The 19663-nt window shown below is 40.3% G+C and carries 19 protein-coding genes; 13 read left to right on the plus strand and 6 right to left on the minus strand.

All coding sequences use genetic code 11. The features are described from left to right. Positions 1-160: 160 nt before the first annotated feature. Positions 161-436 (minus strand): tRNA (cytidine(34)-2'-O)-methyltransferase, encoded by a 276-nt coding sequence (locus H3V00_RS08095; RefSeq protein WP_198207732.1) that lies wholly within the window; start codon positions 434-436, stop codon positions 161-163. Positions 437-526: 90 nt separating this feature from the next. Between H3V00_RS08095 and H3V00_RS08100 the strand changes: the two genes are divergently transcribed. The 6 genes from H3V00_RS08100 (at position 527) to H3V00_RS08125 (ending at position 8502) form a co-directional block, all read left to right on the plus strand. Further along, entirely contained in the window at positions 527-1957 is a 1431-nt protein-coding gene (locus tag H3V00_RS08100; protein WP_198207730.1) for a UbiA family prenyltransferase, read from the plus strand. A 41-nt stretch (positions 1958-1998) separates the two neighbouring features. Further along, positions 1999-2355 (plus strand): EamA family transporter, encoded by a 357-nt coding sequence (locus tag H3V00_RS08105; RefSeq protein WP_198231800.1) that lies wholly within the window; start codon positions 1999-2001, stop codon positions 2353-2355. A gap of 1 nt (position 2356) precedes the next feature. Beyond that, complete coding sequence (locus H3V00_RS08110; RefSeq protein WP_198207726.1) at positions 2357-3331, plus strand: NAD(P)-dependent oxidoreductase; 975 nt, start codon at positions 2357-2359, stop codon at positions 3329-3331. Between the two features lie 485 nt (positions 3332-3816). After that, on the plus strand, positions 3817-5682 hold the full coding sequence (locus tag H3V00_RS08115) for a hypothetical protein (protein ID WP_198207724.1): 1866 nt from the start codon (positions 3817-3819) through the stop codon (positions 5680-5682). A 305-nt stretch (positions 5683-5987) separates the two neighbouring features. Continuing rightward, positions 5988-7175: a M20 aminoacylase family protein gene (locus tag H3V00_RS08120; protein ID WP_198207722.1), complete on the plus strand. Its 1188-nt coding sequence runs from the start codon at positions 5988-5990 to the stop codon at positions 7173-7175. Positions 7176-7215: 40 nt separating this feature from the next. Beyond that, positions 7216-8502, plus strand: coding sequence for an MFS transporter (locus H3V00_RS08125; RefSeq protein ID WP_025329968.1), 1287 nt, complete (start codon positions 7216-7218; stop codon positions 8500-8502). Between the two features lie 61 nt (positions 8503-8563). On the opposite strand, the gene tkt is transcribed toward H3V00_RS08125, so the two are convergent. Then, positions 8564-10549: a transketolase gene (gene tkt, locus H3V00_RS08130; RefSeq protein ID WP_198207720.1), complete on the minus strand. Its 1986-nt coding sequence runs from the start codon at positions 10547-10549 to the stop codon at positions 8564-8566. Positions 10550-10860: 311 nt separating this feature from the next. On the opposite strand from tkt, the gene H3V00_RS08135 reads away from it, so the two are divergent. Continuing rightward, positions 10861-11178 (plus strand): ComEA family DNA-binding protein, encoded by a 318-nt coding sequence (locus tag H3V00_RS08135; RefSeq protein WP_370570103.1) that lies wholly within the window; start codon positions 10861-10863, stop codon positions 11176-11178. A 23-nt stretch (positions 11179-11201) separates the two neighbouring features. Here the strand turns inward: H3V00_RS08135 and H3V00_RS08140 are convergent, their stop codons facing one another. After that, entirely contained in the window at positions 11202-12089 is an 888-nt protein-coding gene (locus tag H3V00_RS08140; protein WP_025329971.1) for a LysR family transcriptional regulator, read from the minus strand. A gap of 235 nt (positions 12090-12324) precedes the next feature. Between H3V00_RS08140 and H3V00_RS08145 the strand changes: the two genes are divergently transcribed. The 6 genes from H3V00_RS08145 (at position 12325) to H3V00_RS08170 (ending at position 18043) form a co-directional block, all read left to right on the plus strand. Then, positions 12325-13689, plus strand: coding sequence for a CitMHS family transporter (locus H3V00_RS08145; RefSeq protein WP_198207718.1), 1365 nt, complete (start codon positions 12325-12327; stop codon positions 13687-13689). 43 nt (positions 13690-13732) lie between these two features. Then, positions 13733-15070, plus strand: coding sequence for an acyclic terpene utilization AtuA family protein (locus H3V00_RS08150; RefSeq protein WP_198207716.1), 1338 nt, complete (start codon positions 13733-13735; stop codon positions 15068-15070). 2 nt (positions 15071-15072) lie between these two features. After that, positions 15073-15375, plus strand: a complete 303-nt coding sequence (locus H3V00_RS08155) for a hypothetical protein (RefSeq protein WP_025329974.1) — start codon at positions 15073-15075, stop codon at positions 15373-15375. 123 nt (positions 15376-15498) lie between these two features. Then, positions 15499-16152, plus strand: a complete 654-nt coding sequence (atoD, locus tag H3V00_RS08160; RefSeq protein ID WP_025329975.1) for an acetate CoA-transferase subunit alpha — start codon at positions 15499-15501, stop codon at positions 16150-16152. Between the two features lie 13 nt (positions 16153-16165). Continuing rightward, the gene (locus H3V00_RS08165) at positions 16166-16831 is read left to right on the plus strand and encodes a 3-oxoacid CoA-transferase subunit B (protein ID WP_174831638.1); all 666 of its coding nucleotides are present in this window, start codon (positions 16166-16168) and stop codon (positions 16829-16831) included. 30 nt (positions 16832-16861) lie between these two features. Beyond that, on the plus strand, positions 16862-18043 hold the full coding sequence (locus tag H3V00_RS08170) for an acetyl-CoA C-acetyltransferase (RefSeq protein ID WP_198207714.1): 1182 nt from the start codon (positions 16862-16864) through the stop codon (positions 18041-18043). A gap of 118 nt (positions 18044-18161) precedes the next feature. On the opposite strand, the gene H3V00_RS08175 is transcribed toward H3V00_RS08170, so the two are convergent. The 3 genes from H3V00_RS08175 to H3V00_RS08185 form a co-directional block, all read right to left on the minus strand. Then, on the minus strand, positions 18162-18632 hold the full coding sequence (locus H3V00_RS08175) for an ester cyclase (RefSeq protein WP_198207712.1): 471 nt from the start codon (positions 18630-18632) through the stop codon (positions 18162-18164). A 155-nt stretch (positions 18633-18787) separates the two neighbouring features. Further along, positions 18788-19207, minus strand: coding sequence for a GFA family protein (locus H3V00_RS08180; protein ID WP_198207710.1), 420 nt, complete (start codon positions 19205-19207; stop codon positions 18788-18790). A 54-nt stretch (positions 19208-19261) separates the two neighbouring features. After that, the gene (locus H3V00_RS08185; RefSeq protein ID WP_025329980.1) at positions 19262-19645 is read right to left on the minus strand and encodes an MAPEG family protein; all 384 of its coding nucleotides are present in this window, start codon (positions 19643-19645) and stop codon (positions 19262-19264) included. Between the last annotated feature and the right edge of the window lie 18 nt (positions 19646-19663).

A 19663-nucleotide genomic window follows, 5' to 3' on the forward strand; every position in this document is an offset into this window, starting at 1 on the left:
GAAACGACCTAGCGCCGATGATAGTATGGATTGCCCATGTGAAAGTAGGACACCGCCAGACTCCCCATAGAAGAACCCGGTTGATTAGTCAGCCGGGTTTCTTACTTTATACAGAGAAGAGAACAATACCGCAGCAGCCATTTGGCTGCTGTTGCTGTATCTAGGTTAGAGAGGGGAAGGACTGCTGACGCAGTGCTTCGTAGAGAACGATAGCGGCGGCGTTGGACAGGTTTAGTGAGCGGATGTGCCCTGACTGCGGGATTCGCAGACATTGCTCTGCGCGTGCCTGCGCGAATGCCCGGGGCAGTCCAGTTGTTTCGCGACCGAAGAGAAAATAGATTTGCTGATTGGGGTCGCTGTAGTCGAACTGAGTGTAGTTGCGTGTGCCGTAGGTTTCTATCAGGTAAACTTGTGCATTAGTCTGGGTTTCAGTCATGCTGATGAATGCTTTAGATAAGTGTATTGATGATGAGTAAACAACTATGTAAAATTATTGCATTATTTTATCGATATGCAGGGGAAAATAGTGACAGAATCAAGTCTTCCGTTAGTTGTGGATTTAGATGGAACATTAATTCTGACTGATTCATTACATGAAACCCTGATCAGTATGCTTAAATTATATCCGTTTAAGCTTTTTAAATTAATAAGAGTGTATTTTCAAGGTAAGGCAGAATTTAAAAAATTTGTCTATGAACATAGTAATTTTAATGCTGATAAAGTACCTTATCGTCATGAATTAGTAAAATACATACAAAAGCAACGACAACAAGGAAGAAAAGTCATACTTGCTACTGCTGCCTATAAAGATATTGCATATAAAGTAGCGGATTTTTTGAATTGCTTTGATGATGTTATTGCTACGGATTCACAAAAAAATTTAAAAGGAATAAACAAATTTAATGCGATAGAACAGAAAATCGGACGAAAATTTATATATGCAGGAGATGATAGTGCTGATTTGCCAATTTGGAAAGAGGCTAGCGGAGCTATTGTTACAGGAAATAAAACTGATAAACTTATAAAAATAATAAAGCAAAGCGGAACGCCGGTATTAAAACAGTTCAGCAATAAAGATGAAAAAATGATGTCATGGCTGAAAGCCATACGTTTACATCAATGTTTAAAAAATCTACTTCTCTTTGTTCCACTCCTTACTTCTTTTCAGTTTTATGATTTTCAAAAATTTTTAATAGTATCTACTGCTTTTATTGCTTTTTCTTTAGGTGCATCAGCAACATATATTTTAAATGATTTATGGGATCTGGAAAATGACCGTCAGCATTTGAATAAAAGACATCGACCGTTTGCTTCTGGAAATTTATCGATTGCTCAGGGTCTCAGGGTAAGTTTATTGCTTTTAATGAGTGCAGGATTAATTTCTATTTTGATATCAAGATATTTTTTTGGTATATTTTTATTATATTTATTAATAACAACATTATATAGTTTAAGATTAAAACAGATTATATTATTAGATATAATAGTTTTATCCGTTTTATATACCGTCAGAATATTAGCAGGCGGAGTAGTTGCTAATATAGAATTAAGTTACTCTTTACTGGCATTTTCTGTCTTAATATTTTTAAGTTTGGCTACTGTGAAAAGGTGTGCTGAGCTAGTTTCAAAGTCTGATGAAAATAATTCGATTGCCGGTAGAGGGTATATAAAATCCGATTTAGATATTCTCTGGCCATTAGGTATCAGTACATATATTGGTGCCATTATTGTTTTTGGTCTTTATATTAATGCTCCGGAAACCATTGTTTATTATAGAACTCCTGCTTTATTATGGTTGGCACAATTATTGATGGTCTATCTGATTGGTAATTTATGGATGATGACTAAAAGAGGTTTAATGCACGATGATCCAATCGTATTTTTTATTCAAGATAAAAAAAGTCTGATTTTACTGACTTTAATAATATATATTATATTGTTAGCCAGATATATTTAGTTTTCTGATTTGGAAGAGTTAGAGTGAATCTATTAACATTTATGCTTGCAGTTATCAGCGTTACACTAAATGCTCTGGCGCAAATTGCATTACGTAAAACTATGCAGACACTTGGAGCGTTTCCTCAAAATGCTTCTGATTATTTTTACTTTGGATATCAGCTAATATTGAATGCATGGTTTATTATTGGTATGTGCCTTTATGCAATTAGTATTGGCTTATGGATGGCTGTATTGGGTAAAACTGAAGTAAGTCTGGCTTATCCACTTTTATCAATTGGTTATATCATTACTGCTTTTATCGGGTATTTCTTTTTACATGAAAATGTTAATCTACTTCGTATTATAGGTTTGGTTACTATTTGTATAGGAATCATAATTATTTCCAGGAGTGCGTAAATTGCGTCATATTATTACCGGAGGTAGCGGGTTCACAGGACAGATTCTCATAAGAAAATTATTGCAGAATGGTAATGAAGTAGTTAATTTTGACATAAAAAAATATACTGATTGCACTCTGGAAAAACAAAGTCAGTTTGTTTATGGTGATATACGTTCAGTTCAGGATATAAGAAAATTAAATCTTCAACCGGATGATATTGTTTATCATTTGGCTGCACGACAGTTTGCTGATAATGTACCCAGATCAAATCGTCAGGCTTGGTTTTTTGAGGTGAATGTTGCTGGTACTCAAAATATTTTGCAGGCAATGTCAGCAGCAGGTACAACCAGAATGGTATTCTTTTCTACTGATATGACCTATGGTATGGTGAATTCATGTCCGGTATCAGAGGATCATCCCCAAAATCCTTTGGGGCCATATGGAAGCAGTAAAGTTGAAGCAGAAAAATTAATTCGAAGTTATGAAAAATTAAATGCTACTATTTTTCGTCCCAGACTGATTACTGGTGCTGGGCGTTTAGGTATATTAGGTAAATTATTCAGGCTGATATCTTTAAATTTACCTGTGCCGATGATAGGAAATGGTACTAATCGTTATCAAATGGTAAGTGTTGATGATTGTGTTACTGCCGCTTTGCAGGCCTGTAAAAATAACTTTCCCAGAAAAAATTTTAATTTGGGTTCATTAAATCCTCCGACAACCAGAGAGCTGTTAGAGGCAATCATCAAACATGCTAATTCAAAATCTTTTTTAATACCGGTTCCTGCAAGATTGATTAAACCGGTACTGTCCAGACTGGATAAAATAGGTATGACACTATTATATCCTGAGCAGTATGCCATTGCTGATCAGAATACTTTGCTTGATATTACAAAAGTTAATCAGTTGCTAGGCTGGTCACCTTCATGTTCAGATATAACTGCTATGTGTGCTGCATATGATAATTATATTAATATAAAGAAAACCCAATAATGAGTAATGAAAACGTAAATGTTAAAGAGGCATTGTTATTTTCAATATTTTATGCAATTTCAATAATTATTATATGTAGTCTGTTTCAGAGTGATTTTTTTTGTATTGATGATGCTTCTTATGAAATGCTTGGTTTTTTCAGACAGATTGGCCATATTTGGTCAGAAGGGAGAATACCTTTTATAGTTGACTCTATGTATATCGGTGGTAATGAGATGATTGATTTAGGTAAAGGTATATTTTTACCTCAGAATATTCTGGTTTCTCTTATTACTTCTCGTTTTCATCATATTCTGTTATCTGGCTGGATACTGGCTTTTATAAATATCGTATTGGTTTCGCTATCTTCTTTGGTTATTGCCAGAGTATTCAGATTACATAAATGTTATGCTTATACACTGGCCGCATTTACAGTTATTCAGCCGGTCTTTCTTTATCAGTATCTGGGTGCCTGGTGGAATGCGGCAAACGGACAGGCTTGGGCAATGGTGTCTATTGCCACATTTTTATTACTTAAAAAAAATTACTCTAAAATCAATATTATTCTAAACTTTATATCAGTTATTTTTTTGCTTTCTTCCGGCTGGCCACATGGAGTAATAGGTTATGCTGTGTTTGTCGGAATAACTCTGGTTTTTGAATTTAAACAATCAGGTAAATTAAATAAAGTTGTTTACTTGAGTATTCCGGCTATTCTGGCACTTATTTTTTCTTTCCCAATTTATTCCGAATATATTTTTTCGCATGATTTAACTAATCGCGTAAGTGGATTTGATAGTTCACTCAGAACTTTTATTCCTTCATGGTCTACTATTATTCTGGGTTTTTTTCCTACTTTTTATGATTATATGACTTATATCAGCTATAGGCTGGTGTTAGTACCTTTGGGTTTTTCTACTTTATTTTTACCTATGGTATTTTTTTACCGAAATATCAAAGAACTTTGGCAACGAGATAATATTCTGAAATGGTTTTCCACATTAATTATAATATTTTTTCTTTTATCACAAATGCCATCCCAGTTTGGCCCTTTGCGCTGGCCATTTCGATTTTTACCCTTTATTTCTTTTTTTATCTGTCTGGCTGTATTCTATATTTTACAGTATGCACATATTATCCAAGGTAAAAAGATAATATTAAATAAAAAAATTTATATTTCTTTATATATTATCTTAGGTGGATTTTTTTTATTTTTACCAGCTTATGCGGGCTTTGATACATTAACATTGATTCTGAGTTTAGTGTTGATGCTGTTTTTACTTGAACATGATTTATTTAATTTTAAAAAAAGTATATTAGTTAATTTTAATAAAAAATATTTTTTAGTTATTCTATTTGTATTTTGTCTGGTGTTTTTTAATTCTTGGAATCTTCATCCGTTTTATATTGTATTGCAAATTTTTTCTGTCTGGCTGCTTATATTGAGCCCGAAAATAATAGAGAGAAAAAGTTCATACGGGATGATAGGCTTAACTTTATTAATTTTATTATTGTTCCTTAACGGATTACCTACATTAGGCGGTTCTTATCAGCGTCAGACTGAATTAGCTGAACGTATTCAGTTACCAGATAATGTTAATTTACAAGGTTATGTTTTGTCTCTTCCATTAAATATTTATTTAAAACAAACCCGGCAATTAAATGATATTGCTTCAGCTCAGTTCGGTTTTTATGATATTAAATCAATAAATGGTTATTCTCCTGTAGGTAGTAAAAGACTCGAGAAAATATTACCGGTTAATCAGTCTGCACATGGTATTTTTACATCTAAACAGGCATTGGAGAATATTTTACAGAGTGCAAAAGGATTCAATGTTTGTCAGGCAGTGTTGATGCGGATTAGCACTATTATCGTTAATAAGGATGATTATGCTGCCTTTAGTCATCAGTTTAAGCAGTGCGGATATAGTGAAGTTCAATCAGCAGATAGCCGTAGTGATTTGTATGTATCGTTACCATTTACTCTGACAAAAGGGTGGGAAAATAATTCTCCATTTGTATATCCTGATATAGCTGGTGTCAGAATTGTGAAACACGAAAATAATACAGATTGGGTTCAGATTCCAGAGCATAAAGATAATATTACTCTGATATTCCCGCGTTTATGGTGGTATGGTTATTCTGCTAATATTAATGATCATATATTATCTGTTACTGCAGATAGTTCAGGTTCATTGGTACAGGTTTCCGTACCGTCTGATTTTAATGGAGTGTTACGTCTGAGTTATTTTCCGGTAACTTGGCGATATTTATGGTTTTTACCTATATTGGCAATAATGGGGTTGATAACTTTATTGTTTTTTAATGGTAAAATTAAAGAAAGATTAAAACTTGAGTTAAAAATATTTTAAATCAGGGTTTAATTAAATAACTTTTCTAAATATAAAAATGCACTTTAAATTTCTAAAAGTGCATTTTTTTTCTGTCATCAGACGGGTGTTTAGATTTTTTAATGTAAAAGAGACAAAACAGATTAAAATTGAAAACTTTTTTGGGCTATATAAATAACTGGTTTTTATTATTCATATTTTGTTTTAAATATACTTAAAAAATTAATCTTATAAGACAATGTACTAAATTATTTTGTTTTGTCAATAATAATTTTGTTTGTTAAGCTATAGTCTTCTTAATTCATTAAAAATGTAAAGGTATGTTTATGAAAGAGATTCATGAGCTGATTGAAGCTGAGTTAAGTACTTTTGTTCAGCTGCGTCATGATATTCATCAACACCCTGAATTGGCTTTTGCAGAAAATCGAACCAGCGATAAAGTTGCCGGTTTGCTGGAGCAGTGGGGATATAAAGTTGAACGGGGTATTGGTGGTACTGGTCTGGTAGCGCAACTTCAAGCTGGAAATGGTGACAGACGGATTGGTATCCGGGCTGATATGGATGCATTGCCGATTACTGAAGAAAGCGGTGTTGCGCATACAAGCCAGCATACAGGCAAAATGCATGCATGTGGCCATGATGGACATACTGTAATGCTATTGGCTGCGGCTAAAGTATTAGCCAGCAGAAAATCGTTTAATGGTACATTGAATCTGATTTTTCAGCCGGCGGAGGAATATGGCAAATCTGGTAGTGGTGCTATGCGGATGATTGCTGATGGTCTGTTTGAAAAATATCCGTGTGATGCCGTATATGGTATGCATAATATGCCGGGTTATCCGCAGGGACAGTTACATTTTTATGATGGCTGGATGATGGCTTCATCTGATGTGGCCACTATTACAGTAAAAGGTGTGGGCGGGCATGGCGCGAAACCGCACAATACGCATGATCCGATTGTAGCTGCATCTTCTATCGTAATGGCTTTACAGACAATTGTGTCACGTAATGTCAGTCCGCTGGATTCGGCTGTGGTTACAGTAGGTATGTTTCATGCCGGTGTGGCGAATAACGTAATTCCTGAACAAGCTGAGCTAAAGTTGACTGTGCGTTGCTTCAAGCCTGAAGTACGTAAGCTGTTACAGCAACGTATTGTGGCAATCGCTCAGGCTCAGGCACAAAGCTTTAATGTTGTGGCTGAAGTGGATTATCAGCATGGATATGCTCCTGTATTTAATACCAGTAAAGAAACTCAGTTTGCACGTCAGGTGGCACGTGAAGTGGTAGCGGAAGAAAATATTGTCGATCAGACTGAACCAATGGCCGGAAGTGAAGATTTTGCATTTATGCTGGAAAAATGTCCGGGAAGTTATTTGTTTATTGGTAATGGTCTGAAAGAAGTTGATGCTGCTTCCGGTTTTGATTTGCATAATCCTTATTATGATTTCAATGATAAAAATATAGCTATTGGTGCGACATACTGGGTAGCACTGGCTGAGCGCTTTTTAAAATAAATCTAATTTGAATATTTTATAAAATAATTGGAGTAATGATATGAATACAGGACAAGTAGCTATAGAGCATAATAAGCCACCGGCGAAAGCGATTGCGGCGGCGGTGGCAGGGAATGCACTGGAATTTTATGATTTTATTATTTATTCATTTTTTGCAGTGTATATTGCGCAATCGTTTTTTCCCTCAACCAATAATGATAAATACACCAGTTTGCTTGCTGCAGTAGCTGTATATGGTGTCGGTTTTTTTACGCGACCGTTGGGTGGTTTACTTATTGGTGCCTATGCAGACAAGAAAGGTCGTCGGGCAGCGATGATGCTGACTGTGGCATTAATCACGCTGGGAACACTGGGGCTGGCTGTTACACCCAGCTATGAGGTGATCGGGATTGCAGCTCCTATTATTGTGGTTATTGCACGTATGGTTCAGGGGCTGGCTTTAGGTGGAGAAGTAGGTCCGGCTTCAGCAATGCTGATTGAATCTGCTCCGCCAGATAAACGTGCTTTTTATGCCAGCTGGCAAATGGCCAGTCAGGGAATTGCGGTAGTGGTTGGTGGTTTGGTTGGTTTTACTGTTTCCAGTATTCTGACTCTGGAACAGTTGAATGCATGGGGCTGGCGCATCCCTTTTCTGATAAGTCTGGTATTAATTCCGATTGCTCTGTATATTCGCCGAGCCTTACCGGAAACACTGGAAGAACCGACTCATCACAGTGGTACTCAGATGATAAAAATCATATTTTCCCGTTATAGGAACGAGGTGATACTGGGAGTTATGGTGCTGATGTCGACGGCTATTACCGCTCAGGTAGGTAATTATATGACTACTTTTGCTATCGATACGTTTAAACTTAAGCCAAATATTGCGCAAATCTGCACTACTTCGGGTGGGTTGATGATGTTTGTGTTTTCATTACTGGCAGGTATGCTGGCTGATAAATATGGTCGTAAAAGTATTATATTATGGCCACGGGTGGCTTTAATGTTGCTGATTGTGCCGATGTTTTATCTGTTGGTAAAAACTGAAAGTGTGGCGATGCTGTTGCTGGTAACAATGATGGTAACGTTGTTAACAGGGATGAGCGGCGCCAGTAGTTTAGTGGCTATTCCGGAAATGATACCGTTTAAACTACGCGCAACCGCTGTATCACTAATTTATGCTATTAGTATAACTTTGTTTGGTGGTACGGCACAATTTGTGATTACTTGGCTGATCAAGCATTTTGGTGCAGTATCGCCGGCTTATTATGTAGCAGGTACCAGTTTATTATCTGTAATAGCTATTCTGATGATGCCGGAAACACGTCATATAAATGTAAAAGATTAAATCTATCATAATGATATAAAAAATGCCGGCAAACAATGCCGGCGTTTTTTTATATACTCATTTAAATGATATTTTTCACTACTTCAACAACCTGTTCGATAGTGAAACCAAATTCCTGAAAGAGTTTCTCAGCTGGTGCGGATTCACCAAAACGATTAATACCAATAATGGCACCATTCGTACCCACGTATTTGTACCATGAATCACTGACACCGGCTTCAATGGCAATACGAGGCAGATGAGCAGGTAAGACGCTGTCACGGTAGGCTTGATCCTGCTGATCAAAGATATGGGTATTAGGCATAGATACAACTGTTGTGGCAATACCTTGTTCAGCTAATTTGCTCTGAGCATTGATAGCCAGCTCCACTTCAGATCCTGTGGCAATAAGTACTGCCTGTGCAGCCTTTGTATCGGGTGCTTTCAGTACATAACCGCCACGACGGATATTGGCTAGCTGCTGGTTATCTCGGGGCATAAATGGTAACCCCTGACGGCTGAATATCAGGCAACTGGGGTGATTGGTTGCAGCGGCGGCATCTGCCCACGCTATCAGTGATTCGGCACTGTCACACGGTCGCCATACACTCATGTTCGGAATCAGACGCAGGGTGGCAATTTGTTCAACCGGCTGGTGTGTCGGACCATCTTCTCCCAAGCCGATAGAATCGTGTGTGAATACAAATATCGGGTTGATTTTCATTAGTGCAGCCATGCGCAAAGCATTACGGGCGTATTCACTGAACATCAGGAAAGTAGCTCCGAATGGTTTGATACCACCGTGCAGGCTCAAACCATTCATAATGGCTGCCATACCAAATTCTCGCACGCCATAATGAATGTAATTGCCGCCACTGGTGGCTGTCACGGCAGTACTACCAGACCAGTTAGTCAGGTTTGAGGGGGTAAGATCTGCAGATCCGCCTACAAATTCAGGTACAATTTGTGCCAGAATTTCGATGCTATTCTGACTGGCTTTGCGGGTGGCCACTTTTTCAGCTTTGCTGCATATTTCATTTAATGCATTTTGAACGTGTTCTGCAAAATTTTCCGGCAGTTTACCGTCCATGCGGCGAATAAATTCAGCTGCTTCAGCAGGGTATTGTTGCTGATACCGGTTAAATAGATTTTGCCACTGCTGTTCCAGTTGAGTACCGGCTTTAACCGCACTCCAGTCGTCATAGATTTCCTGTGGAATGGTAAATGGTTCATGTGTCCACTTCAGAGCAGCGCGGGTAGCGGCAATTTCTTCGGCACCTAATGGTGCGCCATGGGTTTTATGGCTGCCTTCTTTGTTAGCGGCACCTTTGCCGATTCTGGTTTTACAGCAGATAATCGATGGTTTCTCGGTTTCGGCTTTTGCTGCGGTAATGGCTGCGCGGATAGCGGTTTCATCATGGCCGTCTACATTGGCAACTGTGTGCCAGCCGTAAGAGTTAAAGCGTTCAGGAATGTTTTCGCTGAACCAATTGTCTACTTTGCCATCAATTGAGATGTTGTTGTCATCATACAGAACAATGAGTTTGCCCAGTTTAAGCGTGCCGGCCAGTGAACATACTTCATGGGATATTCCTTCCATCAGACAGCCATCGCCGACAAATACGTAAGTATGGTGATCAACAATATTTAAGCCCGGTTTATTAAATCGGGCAGCCAGAATTTTTTCTGCTAGTGCCATACCAACGGCATTACCAATTCCTTGTCCTAATGGTCCGGTTGTGGTTTCTACACCATCAGTGTAGCCATATTCCGGATGTCCCGGGGTTTTGCTGTGCAGCTGGCGAAAGTTTTTCAGATCTTCAATACTGAGATTGTAACCGCTCAGATGCAGCAGACTATACAGCAGCATGGACGCGTGTCCGTTCGAAAGGATGAAACGGTCGCGGTTGTAAAACTTAGGATTAGCTGGATTGTGTTGCAGGAATTCGCGCCACACTACAGTAGCCATTTCGGCCATGCCCATTGGTGCGCCCGGATGCCCTGAGTTAGCCTGTTCAATTGCGTCCATTGCCAGGAAGCGAATAGCATTAGCGAGATGTGAAGCCATGAAGTTGCCTTTTGATGAGGGAATTGCTGGTTGCGATAGCAATGTGAGTTAATGGACTGTACTCTGCCGCAAGAGACAAAGGTTATCCAGTGCGAATTATCCTGAATCTGCACAAACCTTTCAAGGAAAGACTGTTTTTATCTGATTTTGATGGTTTGAAAAAGGGACAGTTAAGTTGGGATATTCATAATAGTATCGTACTCTTATTAATTAAAATAATAATTGCATAATTTGAGTCTATATTTTATGCTATTGTCAATTTATAAGTATGATTTGATCAGCACATCTTATCAATCAAAGGAGAATACAGAGTGCAAAAGATTTGTATGATTCTGGTACTGTTGTTTGCTATGGCTTCGTTATGGGCCGCTGTTAATATTAATACTGCTTCTTCACAGCAGTTACAATCTTTACCGAATATTGGTGCAGTTAAAGCGCAGGCAATTATTGATTATCGTAATGCCCATGGCCCTTTTCATTCCACCGAAGATATTATGCGTGTAAAAGGCATTGGTAAGGCAACTTATGAAAAATTGCAAAATGATATTAGTGTCAGTGGTGTAACGATTAATTCGAACCCAGCTTCTAAATATCGTCGTGCTGTACCGGCTACCGCTGCATCCAGATAGTATTAGCTATCTGCATATACTTTTTAGTCTCTGAATATATTGGCTTTAATGTGATGATAAAAATTCTCAGCCTGCGGTGATAGTTTGCGTTCTTTATGTTTAATCAGATAAATGGACCGTTCCAGATTCATGTCTCTGACATCTCTGACTACGAGATTTTTATGTTCAAATTGAAATAATGTTAATCTCGGCACTATGCCAATGCCGTAATTGGCCGCTACCAGTCCCATCATGGTGGTGAGCTGGCTAACTTCTACTACATAATTTATTCCGAATAAATCTACAATTTTATCAACAAAATGGCGAATGCTGGTGCCTTTAGTAAATCCAATCATGCCATATTCTAGTAAATCTTTTAATTCAATATCTGCTTTGCTGGCCAGTGGATGATTGATATGACATATGAGATGGAACTTATCAGAAAAAAGGAACTCAGCAGAAATTTCAGTTAAAGAGGGAGATTTTGCGGTTAATGCCAGTTCTGCATGTCCTTGTAACAGGGCTTGCAGGCACAAATCCCATTGTGTATCGAGTAATTCAACTTGGACATTGGCATGCTGATGATGAAAAGTAGCCAGTAGCTGTGAAACCCATTGTACGACGATAGACGGCATAACTGCCAGTACCAGTTTTTCCTTATGATTATTGGCATGTGAGCGGATTTCTTTGGTAGTGCGCTCATAGGCAAACATAAGTTCACGTGCCAGTTTGATGAAGTGGATTCCGTCTTCATTAAGCTGAACTTTACGGGTATCCCTGTCAAACAGGCGGTAGCCGATTTCCTGTTCCAGATTGGCAATCAGACTACTGAATGCAGGCTGAGACAAATGGATCTTCTGGGCTGCACGAGTGAAGTTATCTTCTTCTACCAGCGCCAGAAAGGCTTTTATCTGCTTGATTGATATATTCATATAGCATTATTTGCCGTATTTTAATCCATATTGCTATCTACAATAGCATATTTAGCGTTAATACATATTGAGTTTTATCAAATTTTTCATATGCTGCCGGATTTATCGAATTTGTTTATTAATCGATTTTTATTATCGATTAGACAGGGTGTGTCGTTATGGTGAGAATGCAAAGGCTTTCTTAAATATTTATTCATTTATTCTTTTTTAATAATAACCCAAAAAGGGGATTCTTATGCTGGCTTTAGTAGGCATATTAACTATTGCAACTTTGCTATTTTGCATTATGAGCAAGCGGTTATCGCCAATAGTCGCTTTGATTATTATTCCTATTCTAGGGGCTGTAATCGCACTATATATCGTACCGTTGTTTCAGGGTAGTCTGGATGTAGTACCTCATTACACCGTTATACCAAAAATGGTGGTAACAGGAATATCCAAACTGGCACCTATGGCAGCGATGTTTGTGTTTGCCATTATTTTCTTCGGTGTGGTAAGTGATGCCGGGATGTTTGATCCGATTATTGCCAAGATTCTGAAGGTGGTAGGTACTAATCCCAAGAGAATTATTATTGGTACTGGTGTTCTGGCACTGATTGCGCATCTGGATGGTAATGGAGCAGTGACATTTTTGATTACAGTACCGGCCATGCTGCCTTTATATAACAAACTTGGTATTGATAAGCGAATTCTTGCCGGGATTACAGCACTGAGTGCCGGTGTAAATTTCCTGCCATGGACCGGACCGATGATTCGTGCTTCCGCAGCACTGGAGGTATCTACACATGATCTGTTTACGCCACTGATTCCGGCGCAAATTTGCGGGCTGGCATTTATGGTGTTTATGGGCTGGTACTGGGGACGCAAAGAAGAAAAACGCTTAGGTCTGGCCGGAGCCGGTGCTGGTGCAGTAATCGGTGGTGAAAATGAAGAAACAGCAACACATTTTGCGCCAAAAGAATTAACCGAAGAAGAGCAAAAGCTGCGTCGGCCGCATTTATTCTGGGCGAATATTACTCTGGTGATTCTGGTAATTACGTGTATGGTAGCCACAAAAATATCACCAGTGGTTATTTTTATGGTGGCCTGCTGTATTGCGCTGACATTAAATTACCGCAAGCCTGCTGAACAATCTGCACGGATTAATGCTCATGCTAAGGGCGCGCTGATGATGGCATCCATTTTGTTTGCTGCCGGTGTGTTCACAGGCATTATGGGTGAATCCGGTATGCTCAAAGCTATGGCAAATTCAGCCGGTCATTTTGTACCTGACAGCTTGTCTTCTCATATTCCGTTTATTGTCAGTCTGGTAGCAATGCCGCTGAGTCTGGTGTTTGACCCTGATTCCTATTATTTCGGCATTATGCCGGTGGTGGCCAATATTGGTGGTTTCCCGCCTATTCAGGTAGCTCAGGCTTCTTTACTTGGACAGATGACTACTGGTTTCCCGGTTAGTCCGCTGACTCCGGCTACCTTCCTGTTGTGCAGTCTGTCCGGCGTGGATTTGGCTGACCATCAGAAATTCTCTATTCCGATACTTTGGCTGGCTTCTATCGTGATGGCTGTAGGTGCGATGTTATTCGGAGTATTCCCGATATAAACAGGTTGTTTTTAAGTTGTTGAATGTAAAAAGGATATGACATATGAAAAAAATCAGAATTGGTTGTGGTGCCGGATATGGTGGCGACCGGATTGAACCGGCTGTAGAGCTGGCGGAAAAAGGGGATATTCAGTATCTGGTATTTGAATGTCTGGCTGAACGCACGATTGCTATCGGTCAGCGCCAGAAAAAGCATAATCCGGAAACCGGTTTTAATGAATTACTGGCAGCGCGTATGCAGGCAGTATTACCGGCCTGTCTGGAAAAGGGAATCAAGATTGTTACTAATATGGGTTCTGCCAATCCGCGTGCAGCAGCCAAAGTAACTGCCGAAATCGCACGTTCTCTGGGCGCAAAAAATCTGAAAATTGCCATTATTGAAGGCGATGATGTTTACGAACAGGTTATGCAGCAGGATCTGCCACTGGATGAGTTACAAAAACCGATTTCACAATGCGGTAAGAAAATTGTTTCAGCCAATGCTTATATCGGCGCTGAACCAATGGTACAGGCGCTGGACAATGGTGCTGATATTGTTATTGCCGGTCGTGTTTCTGACCCGTCTCTGTTCCTGTCAATCATGATGCATGAGTTTAAATGGGGTGCAGAAGATTGGGAGCATCTGGGTAAGGGCACTATTCTGGGACACTTGCTTGAGTGTGCCGGCCAGATTACTGGTGGTTATTTTGCTGATCCGGGTTACCGCGATGTACCTGATCTGGCACGTCTGGGCTTTCCGATTGCCGAAATCAGTGCCGATGGTGATGCAGTAATTACTAAAGTTGAGGGCTCTGGCGGCATGGTTACTCCTGATACCTGTAAGGAACAGATGCTGTATGAAATTCATCGCCCGGATGAATATAAAACACCGGATGTCACCGCAGATTTCACGCAGGTAACCTTTACACAAGTAGGTAAAGACCGTGTTGCTGTTACTGGCGGTACAGGTCGTGCCCGTCCTGAGACGCTGAAGGTATCTGTAGGTTATGAAGATGGTTTTATTGGTGAGGGTGAGATGAGCTATGCCGGTCCGGGAGCGGTAGAGCGCGGTCGTCTGGCACTGGCCATCGTAAAAGAGCGGTTTGAAATCGCACATGCAGAACCACAAGAGGTGCGTTTTGATCTGATTGGTATTGATTCTCTGCATGGGGCAACTTTGTCACAGAACAGCCAGCCGTATGAAGTTCGTGTACGTGTAGCCGGACGTTTCGCAACTAAAGCTGCGGCAGCAGTTGTGGGTAATGAAGTTGAAGCTTTATATACCAATGGTCCGGCCGGCGGTGGCGGTGCTATGAAATCTGTAAAAGAAATTGTAGCTATGGATTCAACATTTATTCCCCGTAATCTGGTAACAACCAGTATTGACTATCTGGAGGTTTGATAATGAAGTTACGTGAAATTGCACACTCTCGTACTGGTGATAAAGGTAATACTTCAAATATTTCGGTAATTGCTTATCGGCCTGAAGATTATGAACGTATTAAAGCAGCAGTGACTGCGGAAAAGGTTAAAGCGTTTTTTGCAGACATTGTGACTGGTGATGTTGTGCGCTATGAATTACCGAATATTGGTGCACTGAATTTTGTTATGTATGGTGCTTTGGGTGGCGGTGTTACCCGTACGCTGGCACATGATATGCATGGTAAAGGTTTGAGTGCAGCAATTCTGGATATGGACATTGAGTAATTAATCACTTGCCGGCGGTACTTTTCAGGGTATCGCCGGCAAATCAAATATTGTCATGGATCTATAACAAAATCAGTTGTTATGTATTTGTCCGGTCTTTGGTTTATCTCAGGTTAGAAGAGTATGAAAACAAAACAGCTCAGTTTAGCGGATGTAAAAAATCATCTGTGGGATGGAATGACCATTATGTTTGGCGGTTTTATGGGAATCGGTACGCCCGCCAGACTGGTACAGGCTATTCTGGATTCAGGGGTTAAGGATTTAACTATTATTGGAAATGATACTGCGTTTGTAGAAACCGGTGTCGGCCCGCTGATTACGAATAATCGTGTCAAAAAAGTGATTACTTCGCATATCGGTACTAATCCGGAAACCGGTAAGAAAATGATTGCCGGTGAGATTGAAGTTGAACTGGTACCGCAGGGTACGCTGGCAGAGCGGATTCGTGCTGCCGGCGCAGGTTTGGGTGGTGTGCTGACACCTACCGGATTGGGAACAATTGTCGAAGAAGGCAAACAGAAAATCGCGGTAAACGGACAGGAATACCTGCTTGAATTGCCATTACAGGCTGATCTGGCCATTGTGGAAGCAAAAACGGCAGATAAGCTGGGTAATCTGGTGTATGAACTGTCTGCTCAGAATTTTAATCCGCTGGTTGCTCTGGCTGCGAAAAAGGTAATTGTTGAAGCAGGTAATGTGGTTGAAGTGGGTGAGATTTCACCTGATGCGGCGACTACACCGGCAGCGCTGGTTGATTATATTGTTTATCCGGAATAAAGGAAGAGTCACCATGAATGCAAAAGAATTAATTGCACGCAGAATTGCGTTGGAATTCAATGACGGGGATGTGGTGAATCTGGGTATCGGTCTGCCGACTCAGGTAGCCAATTATGTACCGGAAGATATTCATATTACTTTGCAGTCTGAAAACGGTTTTCTCGGTCTGGCTGCACTGGATCCTGAAAAAGCCAATCCTAATCTGGTGAATGCAGGTGGTCAGCCATGTGGTATCGCTGCCGGCGGTTGTACTTTTGACAGTGCATTTTCATTTGCACTGATTCGCGGCGGCCATGTTGATGCTTGTGTACTGGGTGGTCTGGAAGTCGATCAGCAGGCAAATCTGGCAAACTGGATGGTGCCGGGAAAAATGGTACCGGGCATGGGTGGTGCAATGGATCTGGTAACCGGTTCGCGCCGGGTTATTATTGGTATGGAGCATTGTACTAAAAATGGTGAATCCAAAATTCTGAAACAATGTACTTTACCGCTAACAGCAAAAAACAAAGTTAATCTGATTGTTACTGAATTAGCTGTGTTTGGTTTTAAAGACGGACAACTGGTTTTACTGGAACATGCCCCAGGCGTTGATCTGGAAACAATTAAGGCTAAAACTCAGGCTGAATTTACTGTGGCTGAAGATTTCCGTGAAATGGCAATCAGCCAGCGTGGTTTATAGGCTGGTAACAGTCAGATTTAGGAGTTGAATATGGAAAATGCAGTTATTGTCAGTGCAGCTCGTACACCTGTAGGCAGCTTTAATGGTTCGCTGGCCAGTGTAGGTACGGTAGATTTGGGTAAGCTGGTTATTGCTGAAACTTTAAACCGTGCCGGTGTTGAAAGCGGGCTGGTTGATGAAGTAGTGATGGGAAATGTGCTGCAGGCCGGGCTGGGACAGAATCCGGCACGACAGGCAGCCCTGGCAGCCGGACTGGCTGATAGTGTACCAGCATATACTGTTAATAAAGTATGCGGTTCGGGATTAAAAACGGTAGCACTGGCCGCTCAGTCTATTGCCGCACAGAATGCAGAGGTAGTGATAGCCGGCGGTATGGAAAATATGACGCGGGCACCATATCTGCTGGATAGCCGTGCACGCTGGGGCTATCGTATGGGTAATCAGCAGGTAATTGATACTATGGTACACGACGGGCTGACCTGTGCTACCAATCATTATCATATGGGGATTACTGCTGAAAATATTGCACAGAAATATCAGATCAGCCGGCAGGAACAGGATGAGCTGGCTTTACGTTCTCAGCAGCTGGCTGCGCAGGCGGTTGCAGCCGGTGTATTTGATACAGAAATTGTGCCCGTAACAATTAAGTCACGTAAAGGTGAGACTGTATTTGCACGTGATGAATATCCGCGGGCTGAGGCAACTGCTGAAGCACTGGCTAAATTGAAACCGGCATTCAGTGCCGATGGAACGGTGACTGCCGGCAACTCATCAGGAATTAATGATGGTGCTGCTGCTGTGTTGGTGATGGCGGAAAGCAAAGCAAAAGAACTCGGATTACAGCCTCTGGCACGTATTCGCAGTTATGCCAGTGCTGGTGTAAGCCCTGCACTGATGGGACTGGGACCTGTACCTGCGACACAGAAAGCTTTGCAGAAGGCCGGTCTGGCACTGACAGATATTGATTTGGTAGAGGCAAATGAAGCTTTTGCTGCACAATTCCTCGGAGTAGGCCGCGAATTGCATTTTGATATGGATAAGACCAATATCCATGGTGGTGCGATCGCGATTGGTCATCCGATTGGAGCCAGTGGTACACGCATTCTCGTAAGTCTGTTATATGGTATGCAGGCAAAAGATGTTCAGTTCGGGCTGGCTACGCTGTGTATCGGCGGCGGTCAGGGTATTGCAATGATTGTTGAGCGTATGTAATACAGTTATTTCACTGAATATCCAATTGAAAACAGACTATATATAAAACATATATGGTCTGTTTTTGCTTGAACGAAGAAAGCGCCATTAAGGCGCTTATAAGTTATCGGATTAATCATTAAAACATTGTATTATTATTTTCTGCCTGCTCTGGTACATTTTGGATCACATCCCAATGCTCAACTATTTTTCCATCTTTAACTCGGAATATATCAACTACTGCTTTACCAAGATCATCTTTATTGATTTTAGAATGGGCATGTAACCATACAATATCGCCCTCCACAGATGAACGAATTATGATGGCACTTGATTGCGGATTTTGTTTAAAGAAATCTTCGAAATAAGTAATCGCAGGTGTTCTACCATTAGCGACATAAGGATTATGTTGTTTATAATCTTCAGCCAGTGTTTTTGTTGCCTCAGAAAGTTGATGTTTATTAAAGAAGTTATTATAAAAATTGATAACTAGTGTACGATTTTCTTCTTCTTGAGCGATATTTCTATGCTTTAGATCTTTTGCAGCGGCAACACCTGTGAAACTCAACAAACAAATACCAATTAAAGAGCTTTTTTTAATTACATTCATACCAACTCCAATTCCTATTTTAATTTAGATAAACTCTATCTATAATGCGTTATTAATCTATAATGCAGACCGTTTGAATGGTCGCAATAAACTAAATAAAACAATATAGTTATTTATTCGGATAAGAGCTGTTGGATAGACTAATCCGGTCGTGATTATTTCTGCTGCTCTGCTATCATTTGCTGAATATCAGCTTCGGTCAGGTTATGTGTCTGATTGGCGAAAGAATAGCATTCCGGTTTGTTATCTATATAAACCTGAAGATTGAAATCCAGGGCATCAGGCTGGTTAAGTGTCCATGCGGCTATGTAGTATTGGTTGCTATTTTTTAAGTGATAATACAGATGAGTACCGCACTCTGAGCAAAATCCGCGTTCCGCCCATTCTGATGAATTGTAATTTTTGATGAATTCTGTATTTTCAAACTGAATCTTACCATTATGCATAATCGTCATCAGCGGACCTGCACTCCATTTGCGGCAGGTGCTGCAATGGCAGGCACTCAGTGAGTGGTTATCTGTTTCCAGAGAAAATTTAACTTTGCCGCAAAGACATGAACCTGATTGTTTGCTCATATACTCCCCCTTTATTGCAGATTAAATTATCAAAATTACTTGCCAGTATTGTATTCAGATTGCAGCTATGTAAAGTGCAATGATACAGATAACGCCCACTCCCCAGATACATGAACGGGCAAAAGATTTATCTTTAATGTAACAATAAAAATAACCAAGACGACTGAGAATAAACAATACGCTCCAGAAGTTAATGGTGAACTGGGCAGCGTTATCAGTTGCATGGGCAATAATGACCGCAGCAGCGAAAGGTGCAAATATTTCGTAACCATTTTGCTGTGCAGCATTAGCACGTGCAGCTTTACCCTGAGCTTTAGCCATGAATTCACGGGGCTGATGATTATCATCAGCTTTAAAACCACCACTTTTTTTAGCATAAGATGCTGCAATCCATGGCAGAAGCATGGCTATTAAAACACACCAGTAAGCAAGAGTCATAATGTTATACCTCGGTAG

It is taken from the genome of Snodgrassella sp. W6238H11, from assembly GCF_016100525.1.
Lineage (GTDB): Bacteria > Pseudomonadota > Gammaproteobacteria > Burkholderiales > Neisseriaceae > Snodgrassella > Snodgrassella alvi.

Bases quoted from the DNA above. Each gene is read 5' to 3' on its own strand.
- H3V00_RS08125 (WP_025329968.1), top strand. From the start codon at position 7,216: ATGAATACAGGACAAGTAGCTATAGAGCATAATAAGCCACCGGCGAAA.
- H3V00_RS08155 (WP_025329974.1), top strand. From the start codon at position 15,073: ATGAAGTTACGTGAAATTGCACACTCTCGTACTGGTGATAAAGGTAAT.
- tkt (WP_198207720.1), bottom strand. From the start codon at position 10,549: ATGGCTTCACATCTCGCTAATGCTATTCGCTTCCTGGCAATGGACGCA.
- H3V00_RS08140 (WP_025329971.1), bottom strand. From the start codon at position 12,089: ATGAATATATCAATCAAGCAGATAAAAGCCTTTCTGGCGCTGGTAGAA.
- atoD (WP_025329975.1), top strand. From the start codon at position 15,499: ATGAAAACAAAACAGCTCAGTTTAGCGGATGTAAAAAATCATCTGTGG.
- H3V00_RS08120 (WP_198207722.1), top strand. From the start codon at position 5,988: ATGAAAGAGATTCATGAGCTGATTGAAGCTGAGTTAAGTACTTTTGTT.
- H3V00_RS08095 (WP_198207732.1), bottom strand. From the start codon at position 436: ATGACTGAAACCCAGACTAATGCACAAGTTTACCTGATAGAAACCTAC.
- H3V00_RS08115 (WP_198207724.1), top strand. From the start codon at position 3,817: ATGGTGTCTATTGCCACATTTTTATTACTTAAAAAAAATTACTCTAAA.
- H3V00_RS08170 (WP_198207714.1), top strand. From the start codon at position 16,862: ATGGAAAATGCAGTTATTGTCAGTGCAGCTCGTACACCTGTAGGCAGC.
- H3V00_RS08165 (WP_174831638.1), top strand. From the start codon at position 16,166: ATGAATGCAAAAGAATTAATTGCACGCAGAATTGCGTTGGAATTCAAT.
- H3V00_RS08105 (WP_198231800.1), top strand. From the start codon at position 1,999: ATGCTTGCAGTTATCAGCGTTACACTAAATGCTCTGGCGCAAATTGCA.
- H3V00_RS08185 (WP_025329980.1), bottom strand. From the start codon at position 19,645: ATGACTCTTGCTTACTGGTGTGTTTTAATAGCCATGCTTCTGCCATGG.
- H3V00_RS08145 (WP_198207718.1), top strand. From the start codon at position 12,325: ATGCTGGCTTTAGTAGGCATATTAACTATTGCAACTTTGCTATTTTGC.
- H3V00_RS08150 (WP_198207716.1), top strand. From the start codon at position 13,733: ATGAAAAAAATCAGAATTGGTTGTGGTGCCGGATATGGTGGCGACCGG.
- H3V00_RS08175 (WP_198207712.1), bottom strand. From the start codon at position 18,632: ATGAATGTAATTAAAAAAAGCTCTTTAATTGGTATTTGTTTGTTGAGT.
- H3V00_RS08180 (WP_198207710.1), bottom strand. From the start codon at position 19,207: ATGAGCAAACAATCAGGTTCATGTCTTTGCGGCAAAGTTAAATTTTCT.